This is a genomic window from Kribbella sp. NBC_00889, from assembly GCF_045207705.1.
GTDB lineage: Bacteria > Actinomycetota > Actinomycetes > Propionibacteriales > Kribbellaceae > Kribbella.
This window is the reverse complement of the sequence record NZ_CP108783.1, coordinates 4637655-4653790: the sequence shown is the minus strand read 5'-3', so window position 1 is coordinate 4653790 and position 16136 is coordinate 4637655. Positions and strand designations below refer to the sequence as shown.

16 protein-coding genes and 1 other annotated feature are annotated in these 16136 nt (G+C 66.1%); of the genes, 8 read left to right on the top strand and 8 right to left on the bottom strand.

Annotated elements, in window-relative coordinates; translation table 11 throughout:
• Positions 1–3: 3 nt before the first annotated feature.
• Positions 4–1083: an IS110 family transposase gene (locus OG817_RS22495; RefSeq protein ID WP_406046640.1), complete on the bottom strand. Its 1080-nt coding sequence runs from the start codon at positions 1081–1083 to the stop codon at positions 4–6.
• A gap of 258 nt (positions 1084–1341) precedes the next feature.
• Here OG817_RS22495 and OG817_RS22490 point away from each other — a divergent pair.
• Positions 1342–2618, top strand: a protein-coding gene (locus tag OG817_RS22490) for an IS3 family transposase (RefSeq protein ID WP_406046639.1) whose coding sequence is annotated in 2 segments (ribosomal slippage) — positions 1342–1621 and positions 1621–2618 — 1278 coding nt in all. Because the reading frame shifts where the segments join, the coding sequence is not laid out codon by codon here.
• Positions 1620–1772: a sequence feature (AL1L pseudoknot), on the top strand. (Overlaps the previous gene by 153 nt.)
• 125 nt (positions 2619–2743) lie before the next feature.
• Here OG817_RS22490 and OG817_RS22485 read toward each other — a convergent pair.
• The 4 genes from OG817_RS22485 to OG817_RS22470 all read right to left on the bottom strand — a co-directional run bounded on the left by OG817_RS22485 (position 2744) and on the right by OG817_RS22470 (position 5502).
• Positions 2744–2926: a hypothetical protein gene (locus tag OG817_RS22485; RefSeq protein WP_406046638.1), complete on the bottom strand. Its 183-nt coding sequence runs from the start codon at positions 2924–2926 to the stop codon at positions 2744–2746.
• Between the two features lie 72 nt (positions 2927–2998).
• Positions 2999–3553 carry a hypothetical protein gene (locus OG817_RS22480; RefSeq protein WP_406046637.1) on the bottom strand — a complete coding sequence of 185 codons (555 nt, stop codon included), beginning with the start codon at positions 3551–3553 and terminating at the stop codon, positions 2999–3001.
• 190 nt (positions 3554–3743) lie between these two features.
• Positions 3744–4505, bottom strand: a complete 762-nt coding sequence (locus OG817_RS22475) for an META domain-containing protein (protein ID WP_406046636.1) — start codon at positions 4503–4505, stop codon at positions 3744–3746.
• Between the two features lie 163 nt (positions 4506–4668).
• Positions 4669–5502: an aminoglycoside phosphotransferase family protein gene (locus OG817_RS22470; protein ID WP_406046635.1), complete on the bottom strand. Its 834-nt coding sequence runs from the start codon at positions 5500–5502 to the stop codon at positions 4669–4671.
• A 969-nt stretch (positions 5503–6471) separates the two neighbouring features.
• Here OG817_RS22470 and OG817_RS22465 point away from each other — a divergent pair.
• From OG817_RS22465 to OG817_RS22445, 5 genes are all read left to right on the top strand, one after another.
• Positions 6472–6921: an ALF repeat-containing protein gene (locus OG817_RS22465; protein WP_406046634.1), complete on the top strand. Its 450-nt coding sequence runs from the start codon at positions 6472–6474 to the stop codon at positions 6919–6921.
• A 163-nt stretch (positions 6922–7084) separates the two neighbouring features.
• Complete coding sequence (locus OG817_RS22460; RefSeq protein WP_406046633.1) at positions 7085–7795, top strand: helix-turn-helix domain-containing protein; 711 nt, start codon at positions 7085–7087, stop codon at positions 7793–7795.
• Between the two features lie 386 nt (positions 7796–8181).
• A complete protein-coding gene (locus OG817_RS22455; RefSeq protein ID WP_406046632.1) occupies positions 8182–8607 on the top strand; it encodes a hypothetical protein in 426 nt (141 codons plus the stop codon).
• A 441-nt stretch (positions 8608–9048) separates the two neighbouring features.
• The gene (locus OG817_RS22450; protein ID WP_406046631.1) at positions 9049–9342 is read left to right on the top strand and encodes a transposase; all 294 of its coding nucleotides are present in this window, start codon (positions 9049–9051) and stop codon (positions 9340–9342) included.
• On the top strand, positions 9275–9955 hold the full coding sequence (locus tag OG817_RS22445; RefSeq protein ID WP_406046630.1) for a response regulator transcription factor: 681 nt from the start codon (positions 9275–9277) through the stop codon (positions 9953–9955). Before OG817_RS22450 ends, OG817_RS22445 begins: the two co-directional genes overlap by 68 nt.
• Before the next feature lie 199 nt (positions 9956–10154).
• On the opposite strand, the gene OG817_RS22440 is transcribed toward OG817_RS22445, so the two are convergent.
• Both OG817_RS22440 and OG817_RS22435 read right to left on the bottom strand, forming a co-directional pair.
• Positions 10155–10385: an SOS response-associated peptidase family protein gene (locus OG817_RS22440; RefSeq protein WP_406046629.1), complete on the bottom strand. Its 231-nt coding sequence runs from the start codon at positions 10383–10385 to the stop codon at positions 10155–10157.
• Between the two features lie 1346 nt (positions 10386–11731).
• A complete protein-coding gene (locus tag OG817_RS22435) occupies positions 11732–12259 on the bottom strand; it encodes a DinB family protein (RefSeq protein ID WP_406046628.1) in 528 nt (175 codons plus the stop codon).
• 628 nt (positions 12260–12887) lie between these two features.
• Here OG817_RS22435 and OG817_RS22430 point away from each other — a divergent pair.
• Complete coding sequence (locus OG817_RS22430; RefSeq protein WP_406046627.1) at positions 12888–13742, top strand: S1 family peptidase; 855 nt, start codon at positions 12888–12890, stop codon at positions 13740–13742.
• Between the two features lie 129 nt (positions 13743–13871).
• On the opposite strand, the gene OG817_RS22425 is transcribed toward OG817_RS22430, so the two are convergent.
• Positions 13872–14705, bottom strand: a complete 834-nt coding sequence (locus tag OG817_RS22425; protein ID WP_406046626.1) for a trypsin-like serine protease — start codon at positions 14703–14705, stop codon at positions 13872–13874.
• Positions 14706–15096: 391 nt separating this feature from the next.
• On the opposite strand from OG817_RS22425, the gene OG817_RS22420 reads away from it, so the two are divergent.
• The gene (locus tag OG817_RS22420; protein ID WP_406046625.1) at positions 15097–15903 is read left to right on the top strand and encodes a prealbumin-like fold domain-containing protein; all 807 of its coding nucleotides are present in this window, start codon (positions 15097–15099) and stop codon (positions 15901–15903) included.
• Positions 15904–16136: the final 233 nt, after the last annotated feature.

The following is a 16136-nucleotide window of genomic DNA, read 5'->3' as shown; positions in this document are numbered from 1 at the left end:
GCATCAGTCCATGATCGCGAGCGACCAGCACCAGCCGGCGAGTTCACGGGCGATCGCGACGTTGGCGATCACGGGGCGTTTGCGGCGCAGGTTGAAGGCGACCCAGCGGGCGTGCAGGCGCCGGTTGCCGGCGTCGCCGCGGGCTCGTGCCGCGGGCGGGGCGAGTTCCCATCGGTCGCGCATGGTCTTGCCCGGCCGGTAGGTGGTGCGGTGGTGCCAGGCGGCTTCGACCAGGAGCCGGCGGACGTGGGTGTTGCCGGTCTTGGTGATCGGGCCTTGTGCGCGTGAGGTTCCCGAGGAGTGTTCGCTGGGCACCAGACCGACGAACGCGCCGATGCTGTTGCCGGTGAAGCGGTGCCAGTCGCCGATCTCGACCGCGAGCGCGAACCCGGTCAGAGTCCCGATTCCGCGCAGGCAGCTCAGCCGTTGCACGATCGGGGTGAACTCGCTGTCGGCGGCCAGGGTAGTGATCGCGGCATCGAGCCGGTCACGGCGGGCGGTGATCGCCAAGACGGTGTCGTGATCGGACTCGAAGGCCAGCTGGGTCGTCGGCGGATCGAAGTGCCGGCGCCGCAGCCAGGTCTCGTGGGTGCAGGTCCAGGCCTTCCCGCCGGAGTAGACGATTCCTTGGCGCAGCAGCAATTTCGACAACCGGTGCCGGGCCCGCATCAGGTCACCGCGGCAGTCTTCGCGGGCCCGGACCAGGTCCCGCGCCGACTCCTGCTCCACAGTCGGTATCACTACCGGTGTGATCTCGTCCAGGCGCAGTAGGCGGGCCAGATGGATTGCGTCCTTGGCGTCAGTCTTCACCCGATCACCGGCCGGGCGTTGCAGTTTCGATGGCGCCGCCACCTCACAGCGCACTCCGGCAGCATTCAATGCCCGATACAGACCGAACCCGGTCGGCCCGGCCTCATAGGTCACCGCGACCGGACCCGGCAACTGCTGGATCCAGGACCGGATGTCGTCATGGGCAGGGGTCAGTCTGGCCTGCACCAGTTCGCCGGTGACCCCATCGATCGCCGCGGCCGCGACCGACCTGGCGTACACATCCAGCCCAACACTCGTACGCTCGATAAACACCGGGGCCTCCCCACATTGCTGGATAGGCCGAGCAGCCGAAATCTGCTCGGTAACCCACGAATCTGTGCGCGTGAGGCCCCGGCCCGCAACCCTTCACCCGCAACCGGGCCGCCGACCACGACTCACCGTTTGCCCGCAGGCGGCCAACTCAACCGGCCGATGCGACGGAGTCAACGTGGAGCACGCGCAGCGCAGCGAGCATGAACGTGAATCGCCCCGGGTCTGATGGAGGCTCTCAATCCATGGAGGATGAGAGTTATGGCAGCACCGAGGAAGTACGGCGACGAACTGCGTGAGCGGGCCACGCGGATGGCGGTGGACGCGCGCAAGGACCCGGCGACGAGGTCGGGTGCGATTCCGCGGATCGCGGAGCAACTCGGCGTGCACCGCGAGACGTTGCGGGGTTGGGTCCGGCAAGCTGAGATCGACGAGGGGACAGTGACGGGGACTACCACCAGCGATGCCGAGCGGATCGCGCAGCTGGAGCGGGAGAACCGCGAGCTTCGGCGGGCCAACGAGATCCTCAAGACAGCGTCGGCTTTTTTCGCGGCGGCGGAGCTCGACCGCAAGGTGAAGTAACCGAGGTGCCGACGGCGGTGCTGGTCGACTACATCGACCAGTACCGCGACCGGTTCGGGGTCGAGCCGATCTGTAAGGTCCTGGCCGCTGCCGGGATCAAGATTGCCCCGAGCACCTACTACGCCGCCAAGAGCAGGCCGCCATCGGCCCGGGCGGTCAGAGACGCCGAACTGGTCCCGGCGATCCGCCAGCTGCACAAGGACAACCTCGAGGTCTACGGCGCGCGCAAGATCCATGCCGAGCTGAATCGAGGCGGCATCAACGTTGCCCGGTGCACCGTGGAACGGCTGATGCGCGCCGAGGGCCTGCGAGGCATCAGGCGTGAGAAGACCCGCAGGACGACCCAGACCGAAGGTGCTCAGACACCACGTCCGGCCGACCTAGTGCAGCGGCATTTCGTCGCCGACGCACCCAACCAGCTGTGGGTGGCGGACCTGACCTATATCCGCACCCACTCCGGCTGGGTCTACGCCGCGTTCGTCCTCGACGTGTTCTCCCGCCTGGTCGTGGGCTGGCAGGTCTCGACCAGCCTGCGCACCGACCTGGCCCTGGACGCCCTCGACATGGGGCTGTGGGCACGGCAGCGGGCCGGCCACGACCTCACCGGGCTGATTCATCACAGCGACCGCGGGGTCCAATACCGAGCTGTCCGCTACACCGAGCGGCTCGCCGAGGCCGACGCCGTCGCGTCCGTCGGCAGCCGCGGCGACTCCTACGACAACGCGATGGCCGAGGCATTCAACTCGTTGTTCAAGGCAGAGCTGATCCGCAACCCCGCCACCCGGCCCAACACGGGCTGGAAGTCCATCAACGACGTCGAGATCGCCGTCGCCGAATACGTCGACTGGTTCAACCACCGACGCCTACACGGCGAGATCGGGCACGTCCCACCCGCCGAGTTCGAAGCCAACCACTACAGTGAAATCCCCGTCCTCACCGAGGCCGGAACCAAGTAATCGGGTCTCCACGAAACCCGGGGCGATTCAACGACGTTGACACCGGCCCACCGGCCGGCTCCACAATCACCCGCCGGGAACGGTGCCATTCCACAGCCACAAATTCGAGAGTCACTCCATACCGTCTAGCCGGCCTCGGCCAACTCCTGGAGGGACTGCCTCATCGCGGCACGATCCGGATAGCCGTGTCGTGCACCAACTGTGTAGACGTAGTGCCGGTCGCTCTTCATCACTGCAGCGACGTACCAAACGGGGCTGCCCGCGGCCAGCATCGCCACTATCGTTCGGTGTTCGGGTGTCGTGAACATGCTGAACCTCCTCAGCTCGGTGTTGGGTGTGAGCCGGTCGGCGGCCCGGCTCACACAGCTGCCCTTCCTTGCTCAGAAGCACGCCTCGGCGTAGTAGCACGGGTGCCAGTACCACGGGTCAGGCGGCGGCGGGTCCACAAAGGTGATGCGGAAGTGCGCCTGGTTCTGGATGAACTGCCCTGAGTTGCCGGTCAGATAGTTGGCGCGGACCGTCCAGACCTCCCCTCCAACCGTGTGCCTCGCAAGGTTGACGTACGTCTCGTTCGCGACGCAGTTGCCTCCGGCAACCCCGCTGTTGAAGATGAACCGCCCGCTGACGTTGCTTTCGACGTTCCAGAACGCCGAGGTGTACGGCCGCAGACCGTTGCCGCCGACCCGCAGCGATGTCCAGTCCCCGGCGAACATCTGGTAGTCGTCGGTGCCACCGTCCACCGGCTGGTTCTCGAACCGGAAGCTGGACGGGTACACCGAGGTCAGGTAGACGTGAGCGTTGGTCCTGCACGCCGCCGCCTGGGCGGGCCCCGCAGTAACGACCGAGACCACCGCCAACGGGACCAACACGGCCGCCACGGCGGCGACCAGTTTCACCACCCGCCGCCAGCGGCCGGATGTGCGCGTGTATTGCATGACTGTTCCCTTCCCTGGAGCTGCGGATCGGTCGACCGGTCGATCGAATGAATCGACCAACGTTCGACACCACCCACCCCCCGGATAGCCAACAATCACCACCACCACCCCGAGGCCAACGAACCACGCCGACCCGCCTGGGCGTAGAGCCACGACTAGGCCGATACAGCCGCGGGCCTTCGGCCCGGGCTCAGCGGATGGCGGTGAGGTCGAGGCCGGTCCCGGCGGGGGTCAGCAGGGTTAGACGGTTGTAGTCGATGGTGTAGGTGACGGTGGCCCTGAGGGTGGTCAGGATCGCGGTCTCCACCTCGGCAGTTTCGCCTGTGCATGCGTGGTCGGTCGTGGTGACGCCGGTGAAGGTCAGCTCTGTTCTGGTGCGGGTGACGAGGCCGGAGAGTTCGTTGCAACCGGTCCAGCCGGTCAGTCGCTCACCGTCAAAGGTCATCCACGCCTCCTCGGCCCCATGGTGGTACTGGCGGAGATCGCCGTCCTTGATGATGACGGTGTCCACCTTCCACCTGGGCCTGTCGAGCGGGAAGTCGGGTTCGGCGATCTTCCTGTCCAGCAGAGCGATCGCCGTACCGGCCGATGCGAGGGTGAGCTGGCCGTCGTTCAAGTGCCAGCTGGGCTTGCTGACCAGGAACCTTGTCAGCCATTCGTCCTGGACCATGAGTGGCGGTTCGCAGCGCTGCTGGGTGACGAAGTATCCGTCGATCCATAACCTGCCGTCGGCCAGCAGCTCACCGGCTGCGGCAGAGGCGCCGAGCTGGTTGCACCCGGCGTACGCCCCGAAGCAGTGATACACGCGCGGACCCTCTTCGTTCGGGTTGGGCTGTTCGGCGAACTCCAGCCGGATGCGTGTGTTCGGGACCAGGTCCTTGGGATTGCCGTCCTCCGTCACCGCGGTGGACAGATAGGTCTTGCCCATCGGTGAACTAGTCGATCCGCCCACGCTCGGCTCCTCTCCACATCCGGTAGCCCCCGGGGCGGCCGGACACCGGCCAGGGTCGCCTCGTGACATTCAGTCCGTTGGTGCGGCCTACGTCGTTGACCGTTGTTGGCACCGGGTAGATCCCAGCCCGGTCGCGGGGATCAGTGCCTTGATCTCGTCCGCGTCACGCCTGGGGAACCGAATCGAGTTGGCTCAATGCATCGAGTGCGGCCTTCATCATCTCCTCTGCCTTTGTGTCTCCGTAGATCCTGGCGGCGAAGGCGAGGTACTTGATGTTGACCCAAACGACCGCGAGCAGATAGGTGCTGCTCCAGCCTGGGCCGGTGTCGGGGCGTCGGCCGGTGAGGCGGCGCCAGGTGTCGACATAGGTCTGGTACCCGCTGCTCGTCGGCCCGCCGAGGTTCGCGATGTCGAGGGCAGGTGCGCCGACGAGCGCGCCGCCCCAGTCGATGATGTGGCCTTTTTGATCCTCGTCAACGAGAACGTTGTTCCGATGAACGTCACCGTGGAGGAGCGTCCGAGGCAGCTGGTCGAGAGGGTTGGTGATGCGGGGATCGTGTTGCAGTGCAGCAACTTGCGGGATCAGCTCGTCCGGCACGGGTCGATGGAGCGCGGCGAGTCGCTGCATCGAGATGTCGCACTTGGTCCGCCACCAGGTCGCATCAACGACCGGCACCGACTCGAGTGGCGCTGCGTCGAGGTAGTGAAGGTGGACCCTGGCCAGCGTCTCGATCGCATTCGCGGGGAGGCTGGTCTCGTCCGCTGCTGGCGTCGCCTCGTAGAAGGCGGTCATCAGGTACGGACCCGACTCGTTGGTGCCGGTCTCGATGATCTCCGGCACGGCATCAGCGCCGGCCACGCTCGCCGCTGCGTGTATCGCCGAGATCTCGAGCTGTGAGGTCTGCTTCAGCAGAACCGTTCGCTCGGTCCGTCGCCCGGACCGGGTCAGAGCAACCCGAAGGCGGAACTTCGGCGCGTCACTGAAACCGCCGGTCACCGGCTCAGAAGAGACGACTTCGACTTCCGACCCCGGACCATGTGACGTCATCGCCATAGTCGTTGACCCTAGCCGAGCGGTGGTCCGACACCCGTCGCACGCGGGTCGGCCGTCGAGTTGCAGACGAATTCTGAGGGGGTGTCCAGTGTTCGGTTCGCTGCGGTGCCTGGTGGGTGGGTTGCGCGCCGGTCTGCCGTGGTGCCGACGGGGTCTTGCGGACCGGCGGCGGCGTGATGGCGAGGTTCGCAGCGGGGCTGGCTGGCCCGGTGAACCTCGAGAGCTGGCCAGGGGACGGTCCGTCGGCCGCTGACCGACCAGCCCCGGCACCGTCATGAAGCCCGGTGCGCGGACCGGCCAAGGCCGACCGGAGCATGGGCGGCCGCGGGCGGGAGACGCAGATCACGTGCGGGTGGGCTCACAGATTGCCAGGCTGTTTCGTCTACTGAGCGTCAGACGAGCCGAGTCTCGACGTGAGGAATGCGAGTGAAACTCAGAAAGCCAACCCTGGTCGTGGCCGCTTCGGCGCTCACGACCCTTCCGGCTCGAAGAAAGTGGCAACGAGATCCGGAAAGCAAGGGGAGTGCTTCATGTTTCGAGACATCGGCGCCTACGTTGACGGCGACAACAACAAGGCCGAGTTTTCCTCGGGACGGATGACCCCGAGGGCGGCTATGAGGTCCTGTTCTGGGACTGAAGGAGTCGCGTTCTGCAGCTTGGCGCCTGGCGATATTTCACTTGCCGAGGCATCGATTTCCTGTCAATGATCGCCAAGAGGGCTCTCGTGCTCTCAACACTTACAAGGAAGGTCAACAAGTGAGACGAACCAAGGTTGCACTGGCTGTCGCGGCAATCGCCTTGACGCCGGCGCTCCTGATCACCACCCCCGCGTCTGCCGCCGGCTCGGTCGGCGCCCCTACCGCTTGCCAGGCGCCCACGGATACGTTCGTCGCGACCACGCCGGTGGACGAGATGTCCGACGACGATGTGCGGGTCACGATCATGCGCATTATCGGCGACCCGAGCACGGGCAGCGCGGTCGAAGCCGCCGCGCAGAAGGCCATGGACGGGACCATCGAGGACCAGCGCGACTTCCTGACGACCGACCGCTGGACGGCCCAAGCCGAGGACGACAAGGTTGCCGTCGCTACCACCCTCCACTTTGCCATCGTGTACAACGACCGCGCCGTCAACAAGGCGGCGCAGCAGGCCCTCAACGACGGCACACCGACTGTCGTGCGCGCCTTCCTGGAGACCGGCTGCCGCCTCGCCCAGTTCGAAGACGACAGGGTCGCCATCTTCCGAATTCTCGCCGATCCGACCACCAGCGCGGCGGTCCGTGCGGCGGCAGAGCAGGCCCTCGACGAAGGTACGCCGGAAGCGGCGCGGTACTTCCTGGAGCACGGCCAGTTCGAGGTCTAGCCGTACTCGGTCATGAGGTTGGTGGCAGGGGTATGGGGTTGACGTGAGGAGAACCCCCGGTTGGGGTGTGGCTTGTCTAGGGCCTACTGCAACAACCGGAGGTTCTCCTTGGACACGGTGGTGCGCGGCTGACCGCTCATGGTCGGCGGTTGATTGTTGAGCGGTGTCGGGTGAGTTGGAGGCAGGCGCATGTCGCGGCGGCGATGGGGTGTCGCGTAAGTGTGTGAAGACCTGGATCGACCGGTTCGCCTTCGAGGGTGACACGGGTCTGCGGGATCGGTCGTCGCGTCCGCACACGACGCCGCGGCGTACCAGCACCGAGATCGAGCAGCAGTTGGTGGGGTTGCGTCGTACGGCGCGGCGAGGGCAGGACTGGATCGGGTCGGCGCTCGGCCTGGCGCCGCGGACAGTGGCGCGGATCCTGCGCCGTCACCAGATGCCGTATCTGCGTGAGTGTGACCCGAGGACCGGTGAGGTGCACCAACTCGCCCGGCCGGCCGCATCCATGACCGCGGCGGTTGGAAGGCCAAGGGCCGCGAGCACGGACAGGCCGCGCAACAGAAGCGGGCCAAGATCGACGACGACTACATCCACTCACTCGTCGATGACCACTCCCGGTTCGCTTACTCCGAGGTCTTACCCGACGAGAAGGGCACCACCTGCGCGGCGTACCTCCTCCGCGCCGCGCAGGCGTTCACCCGGGCCGGCCCTCACGACCCGGCACCGACATCAAGATTGGCGGACACCTCTACTGCCACATGAACCCGACCGGCGCGCTTTCATGAGCAAACGACATCAGATTTCACCGTCATGGCAACAGAGACCTGGATCTGCCAGAACGCATCTGATCTATTGCGTCACGTTGCCTCTCTAGCTCGATGCGGACCGTTGTAACGCTTAATGGCTCCCTTGCGATGTGGCGGGTGCCTGACTCGCGATGGCGGCTGACGGGGCTGCCTGTGCGCATTAGGCGGGAAGTGGGGGATCGTGTACGACCTGGGTCGTCTCCAGCGTGCCCGCGCGCAAGGGCTGCGAGAGCTCGTGGCTGTCCACGTTGGTCGCAATGGTGGCGTCATCGCGGTCGTCGTTATTGGCCTTGTGTTGGTGGCTGGCTGTGGTCCGACGAAGGCTGGTGATTCGACGGTGGGTGCCTCATCCGGTCCCTCGACGGCGAGCAGACCGACGCCGAGTGCTAGCCCTGTCCTGTCGGCGACATCGACGCGGCCTACGGTGGCTGGCAAGTCTGTCACCGTGGGCAACATGACGTTCAAGATGCCGGCGACATGGAAGGAGATTGGCCGGGACGCCCAGTCGGCGGTGTTCACTGATCTGAAACATTGCCGAACCCCGGAACAGGGATGTCCGCCGATTGCATTCGGCAGTCCCTCGAAGTACTCACGGGAGACGCTCAAGGAAATGACCGCATCTCAGCTTTGTGTCGTTCCTGGGCGGACAGTGGTGCCTGCGGCAGGCCAACTTCAACAGATGGGCGAGCGCGAGGTGGGCGGCGAGACCGCCCAGTACTACGAGCAGGCGATTTGCCCGCCGGATCTTGTGAAGCCCTCCAAGGCCTACATCTGGTACGTCGAGGGTGAGAACGCCCTCGTCGCTGCCAACGATGTACCCAGTGGAGCAGTCGACTTGTCTACGCTGCAGGCCGTGCTGGACACCGTGCAGTGGAACTAGGGGCGAAGGGAATCCACTGTTGCGGTTGCTGCGGCGGCTCGGCCGAGATCGCCGCGCCGGGGCGAGAGGCAGGACGACGAATCCCGTGGCCGAGGCCATGGGATATGAGAGCTGTGAGGATCATGGTGTGCCGTCCGGGATCGCGGTTTGACCCGTATGAGAGCAGATCGGTGCCGTGAACAAGGCGTCGTCACAGCTTTGACTGTTCCTGCCGGCCCGGTGTTGGCCATCGTGTGCCCGTACCGAACAGGAGTCCGACAGCCGTGACCAGCATGCCTCAGGTGATAGTGACCGACCCGTCCGACATCTCCGTCGAGGAGGTGGTGCTCGGTGTGGATACCCAAAAGGACACGCATGTCGCCGCTGAGGTGATGGTGCAGGGCGGGGTGATCGCGTGCAAGGCTTTCCAACCACCGCGGCTGGATACCGGGGGCTGTTGGGTTGGGCACGTGGCCTTGGCCTGGTGCCCGGGCCGGGGTCGAATGCACCGGCTCTTACGGTGCCGGGCTGACCCGCTACCTGCTCAGCGAGGGCGTGGAGGTGGTGGAGGTCAACCAGCCTGACAAGGCAACCCGCCGTCGACGGGGCAAGACAGACACGATCGATGCACAGGCCGCCGCGCAGGCAGTGATCTCCGGCCGCGCTGCGCGGTCTGCTTGCCCTGGACATGGACGATCCCGGCCCAATGCTGCCGTGGGAGCTGATGGAGTGCCTGCGCGAGCTGTTCCACAGTGACTTGTTGCAACTCGCCCGGACCCAGCCCGCTCTGGAAGCGTTCGTACTCGAACAAGCTCTGGGCGAGACCCAGGTGGTCGAAATCGACGGGGCTCCGGACCCGCGTTACTGGGAGCTGTACCGGTCGGCAGACGCCTGTAGCTACGCCGACCGCACCGGCGACATCGCCAACGTGGCAAAGCTGAGCGACTTTGTCTCCGACCGCCAGTGGCGGGCCAGCCCGATGAGCATCGACTACGCCTCCGGGCGTCTGCGTGCGTTGATGGCCTACTTACCCGACGAACCCGGCCACAGAACGCGGCTGTATCTGTGGCGCGGCTCAGGCCGGGACTTCGATGAGCGCGACCGGCTGCTGCTCACGCTGCTGCGGCCCCACCTGATTGCCGCGTTCCGCGCCGCCGAGCGATGCCGTCAGGCACCCGCGGCACTGACCACACGACAGCTCGAACTCCTTCAATACGTCGCCCAGGGTTACACCAACACACAGATCGCCCGGCGGATGCAGTTGTCCGAGGGAACCGTACGCACGCATCTGAACCACATCTACGAGCGGCTGGGCGTCGCCAGCCGCACCGCGGCCGTCACGAGGATGAGCGCCGCCGGGCTGGAATAGCCGACCATCGGGCAGGCGACAACTGCGCCGAGACCCACTCGTCCTGGTGCAGGTCATGGGCCCGGCGGTCCTGTGCGGGCAAGACGCCGGGAGGGGGTCGAGCAGGTGCGGGCCGTTGTTGCGACGGACGTCGTTGACCGCGGTGGACACGGCGTAGATCTCCAGGCCCGTCGGCGGCCTCATCAGCGCCTTGACGTCGTCAGGGGTCCTTGACTGTGGGATCGAGCCACTGTTCCCAGTCGTCGGGAGCGATGGCCGTGGGCATGCGGTCGTGAATGCGTCCGATCTCATCGGTCGCGGTGGTGGTCAGGATCGTGTACGTCCGCAGCAACGCGGCCGGATCGTCCTCGGCCAGGGACTTGTCTTTCCACACCTCGTACAGGCCGGCCAGAGCGAGTGAGGAGCCGTCGGTGGGCCGGATTCTCTGCACTGGTCAAGTCCAGTGATGGCTGCCAACCTCCGCCAAAGGTGATCGTCACCGCGATGACGGCAAGCAAAGGTCTGATTCGCGATGATCCTCGGTGATCTTGCGCCGGTCTGGGATCAGCGCTCAGCGCGCCTGGTAATCGGACTCGATTCGGCCCAGCCAGGTTGACGGTCTCGCGTGGGCTGCGGAGTTGGATGACGGTTAGGTGTGCCCACAACGGGTCCTGTGTGCGAGCGGTCAGCTGGTCGTGTCTGATCCGGGTGAGCCGCCACGCCCTTCGGATTGGATGATTTGGGCGAAGCCACCAGCGTGGCGTTTCGCGGTGGCCGTGCCACAGCTCCTCGCGGGTGATGATGCGCCGCAGCGACCGCTTGATGGCACGCCACAGCACAACGCGCCGCGGGTAGTCGAGCCAGATAAGCGTGTCGGCGCGGGACCACAGCAGGGCGGTGACCTCTGGCGGAGCCTCGGAGCTGGCCGGTGGACCCTGCGAGTCGAACAGCCACTCGTCGCCGGCGGCGATTCGCTCGATGGCGCTGACAAAGGTGGGTGACATGCGCAGGTCGGGCGCGAGGTACAAGTCGTCCAAATGGTGAAACGGCAGGCCGAGGACCGGCGCGAGCCGCCGGGCCAGGGTCGTCTTGCCGGATCCTCCGATGCCGGCGATCAGCACTCTGCGCATGACGACAGTCAACCTCGATCAGCGGCTGAACCCGTCGACTCCGGGGTGTGTCGCGAGGAAACCACCAGCGGCAAACGAGTCCACGTCCGGGGTTTGGTTCAGGCTCGACACTGACGTCATCCAGCCGACGAGCACCGCGATCTCCGACGACGTCGCTCGGTCCCAATCGACGCCAAGAACCGGCAGCAGCCGAAACCAGCGCAGCAGATCGAAGCTGTAGCCGGCGGCATGTCAACGGACTTGCGTCGCCGGTGTGCCACGTATCGGTGAAGTGCGCGTTGTCGAGACAGGCCGAACACCGCCGTTCGTTGTCGTCGATGGTGAGGGTTCGGAGGTCGAGCCGGCCGTCTGGTACCTGCGGAATCTGGCCCTACGTGATGTCAGCCCGTTGACTTGTCGTAGCTACGGCTTCGACCTGTTGCGGTGGTTCCGCCTGCTGTGGGAACTGAGGGTCGGTTCGGACCGGCGACGTCCTCCCAGGCCGTCGCCGTCCTGGTCGGCTGGATGCGGTCATCGCCGAATCCTCCAGAACTGCAGGCCACTGGGGTGGGTTAGCCCCCCGACAAGCGAGCCTTTCACCGAACCACTTGTCTGAGACGGTGCTGGCAGGCCGTGGGCCAAGGACATCTCGCGCCCATCGGGCGGGTCGTGTCCAGCTTGGGAACGCCTATCGGGCGTTGCGTGCGGATAGCGGGTCGGTTAAGAGGTCCAAGTGGCCGACATGGCATGCGGTCTCTTCCAGCATGTGCACCATCACCCAGCGAAGCGTCACGGGACCCTTGCCGAATGATGGCCGTGGCGCGGTCGTGTCGAGGCTAGGAAGTTGACTTGCGACGCGGCGGCTGCGCGAGCACGCGGCACGGTAGAGCTCGACGATTTCCCCGACGGTGTCGTCGGCCGCTGACTCGAGGTCCCACTCCGGCAGCGTGTCGAACGGCGCGGACGCCCAAGGCTCAGGCAGATCACCGCCGCCGACACGCGCGATGAACCAATGGTCCTCCATGTGCGCGAGATGCTTCACCACAGCGCCTGGTGTCAGATTGGTTGCCGGCAGGGACTTGGTTTGCGCCTGCTCGTCCGTCAGCCTCCCGAATCGGGTGAGCACCCGATGACGATACTGATCAAGAAACTGGCTGAGGGTGGTCCGCTCGTCAGCATCGAGGTCGGGGTAGAACTGCGCTTCGTCCACGGACATCTAGGCTTGGATCCTTCCGTGATGGTTCTGGTGGCAGCGCCGGGAATCAGACGCGGTTGGTCTTAACGTATGGCAGGCCGAGCTCGGCGTTCGTTGCCAAGCCGCTCGCCAACTGACCCGAAGGCATCCCAGGGGAACGGTCTACCCGTCTGTCCGGTGGTGGATCCTCTTGCGCGCAGCCGTTGATCATGGAGTGCCACGGCAACGTCCGCGAGTACAACGTGGCATGAGGATTGATCACGAACGGTCTCGACCCGTACGACACCGACGCCGACCGGATCAACCGCGTCCTCAGTCGCTGTCTCGTCTCGACAGCGCCCCGAGGGAAGCACCGCGCCCCTTGGGGCTTGCACATCCGCCGGCATCCGTCCGGGATGTTGCGGGTGACGGGGTCGACGCCGGCGTACACCGCATTGCTAGGCGCGTTTTCATCGCACACACCATGGGCATGCAGCGGCCGACTGACGATCATCGCCTTCGACGACTGGCGACCGGTTGCCCGTAACGCATGTCGAGCAAATACTGCTGAGTGTCGGTCGGCGGTGTCACGGTCACGTGCTGCTTCCGGCCGGCAGTTCGAGGGACCCCGTCCAACAGGTCCCGTCGTCCCGCCCCTTGGGAGGAACCAGTGAGGATCGAACGCACGTCTGTCCGGAGCCGCATGCGCCGGACCACCCAGTTGCTCGCCGCTGTCAGCGCGGTCGCGGCTTCCCTGTACGCCGTACCAGCCGCGGGAGCCGCCGTACCGTCGCCGTCCGCGCAGCTGTCCGCCGCCAGCACTGCGGTGGAGCGGTCAGGTGTGAAGGGCATTGCCTGGTACACCGACGCTGCCTCCGGCAAGGTGGTCGTCACCGCCGACAGCACCGTGTCAGCCGGCGACGTCGCTGCGCTGAAACACGATGCCGTCGAGGTCAACCGGACGGCTGGTGTCTTCAGGCCACTGCTGTCGGCCGGCGACGCGATCTACGGCGGACAGTACCGCTGCTCGCTCGGCTTCAACGTCGTGAAGGGCAGTACCTACTACTTCCTCACCGCCGGACACTGCGGGAAGGTGGCGAAGACCTGGTACACCAACTCCGGTCACACCACCCTGATCGGCCCGACCGTCGACTACAGCTTCCCCGGCAACGACTACGCGCTCGTGCAGTACAGCAACACATCGCTCAGCCACCCGGGTGGGTTCACCGCGGCCAACGCGTTCGTCGGTGAAAGCGTCAAGCGCACCGGGTCGACCACCGGCACGCACAGCGGCACTGTCACCGCGCTCAACGTCACGGTCCGGTATGCCGGCGGCGGTCGTGTCAGCGGCATGATCCAGACCACCGTCTGCGCCGAATCCGGCGACTCCGGTGGTCCGCTGTACGACGGCACCAAGGCCCTCGGCATCACCTCAGGCGGAAGCGGCGACTGCCGGTCCGGCGGTACGACGTTCTACCAGCCGGTCTCCGAGGCCGCGAGCACCTACGGCGTCACCGTCTACTGACAGACCAGCCACGGCCTGGCCGATCACGCGGCCAGGCCGTACAGGACCGACTCGCATCCCTACGAGCAGCCGGTCGGGTTCACCGTCGCGGACTCATTGGGCAGAACTGACGGACCGCTGCTTCCTGAGTCAGATGAACTGGTCCAGGAAGGCCCGCGCGTACGGCGTGTCAACCCGCTGGTAGCCCCCGGTCGCGTTGCACGTCAGCGAGTTCACGAACGAAGCGTCGCCCACCACGTACCGGCCGAGGAACGCCGGCCCGCCGGAGTCGCCGAAACAGGAGCCTCCGCCGGCATTCGCGTCGCGGTCGTTGATCTGGAAGGTCGCAACCTCGTCCTGCACGTTCTTGAGCAACGACGTGGTGAAGCGCCGCTCCGGCACCAGGATTTGCGACTTCTTTGCGCCGATGTCAACGCCATAGCCGACCAGGGTGAACGTCTCATTCTTCAGCGCGCCCTGGTTGCCGTCGAGCGTGCCGACCGGCAGCAGCGGTGCCGGCGTGATGCCTGGCCACTTGGAAGCGGCCGGCGCGTCCAACACCACGACACCTTGGTCGTGCTGCTTGGAGATCGACAACTTCCCGGTCCAGCCGGGATCCGGGTGTGCGGTGCCGGTGATGTAGTTCGCGGCGCGGGCCGCGCGCTCCGCCGGTGTGATGCCCGGCGCGAGCGGGTCGAGCGCCAGGTCGGTGTTGAACGAGACGTAGACGTTGGTGGCCGGACTGGCGCCGGTGTCGCCGGTGCAGTGACCGGCGGTGAGCACCACCGTGGGCGAGATCAACGTGCCGGAGCAGCGGAACCGACCCGACTCGGTGGTGAACCGGACAAGGCCGACGTTGGTGTGCACCTCATCGCGTTGGCCGCCTGTGATCGCCGCGGCCGGCTGTGCGGTGACCAGCACGCCGGCAAGAAGCGCCAGAGCGCCGAACACGCTGCCCAGACGACCGATCCGATATCGCCTCATCACGTAACTCCCGCCCGTCGGCCATTCGCAGCCAGCCCTGGCGATGGGTGCAACGGCACGCCAGGCCGGGGATGGTGTCTTGGACCAAACGGTGCCGCACCGAGCTCGGCCGCACAAGCCCGCAGCAGAAGCCCGCCGTACAAGCCCCTCCGCCTAGCGCTCTGCATAGGGGCGCGTGGAGGGCCGACCCGGTAGCAGCTCATGGTGACCTGGTCGGTGCGCTCGGCAACTACTTCTGACCGGTCTCGCGGTCGCTGTCCGGAGCACAGGCGTTCGGCGAGGCACAGTTGCGGCTGTCCGCGCTGTTCCCCCAGGTAGTTGCTTCTCGTTCGGATCGGCCTACCTGAAGAGCCGCTCGGCGGACACGTTCACGTCTGCACTGAAGGACTTCGTGCCTCCGGCAGATGTGAACATCACCAACTGTGGTTCGGTCAAGATCATCAAGACCGACGACACCGGAGCGGCCCTCGCCGGTGCCGAGTTCACGCTGTACAACGACATCACGCCGATCGGTGGCACCCGGGGCGCCGAGGACACGATCACCACGCTGAAGTGCACCACCGGCGCTGACGGAACCTGCACGATCAGCAATGTGTTCGCCGGTGAGTACTGGGTGGTCGAGACGGTCACACCGCCTGGCCACGACACCGCGGCCGACAAGCACGTCACAGTGGTCGGCGGTGTGACGGCACCGGTCGAGGTGACCTTCGTCGCCCCGCGCCAGCGCGGGGCGATCCTGGTGACCAAGACGCGCAAGCACGCGGCGTCCACACCGTCCACCCAGCCGCACGCCGGTGTCACGTTCACGATCACCGGCGGCGCGTCCGGCGTCACCGACGCGAACGGGCAGGTGTGCTTCGACAATCTGGTGTTCGGTAGCTACGACGTGACCGAGACGGTCCCGGCCGGCTACGCGGCGGACGGGGCGACGACCAAGACCGTTGTGGTCAACAACAAGGCGGCCTGTGGGGCTACGCCGTACGTGGGTGAGCTGGTGTCCTTCGGGAATACTCCGCTCACCAACCTGTCGGTCTCGGTGGATTCCCAGATCGACGGCGGTACGGCGTCCACGGTCGTCTGCACCGGTCCCAGCGGGCAGGTGGCTAGTGGCTCCACCGGCGCCAACGGTGACGGCTCGGCCTCGGCCTCCAACCTGAAGCCCGGGACCTACACCTGCACGGTGGTGATCGACCCGTAAACCGCAGGCGATCCTCTGAAGGTGGACCCGCCGGCCATACCCCCAGGCCGGCGGGTTCCTGTCCCCGCACGCGTCCAGCCAGGTGACCGCGAGTGGTTCTCGATCCCCACGGGCGACCCGGAGCTATGGCGCATCCTGCTCGCCGAAGTCGTCGACTTCGCGCGGAAGTCACTACGCGATGCGCGGTGAGTGACGAGGTCACCCCGCCGCCGGCTGACCAGCGCAGCAATCGG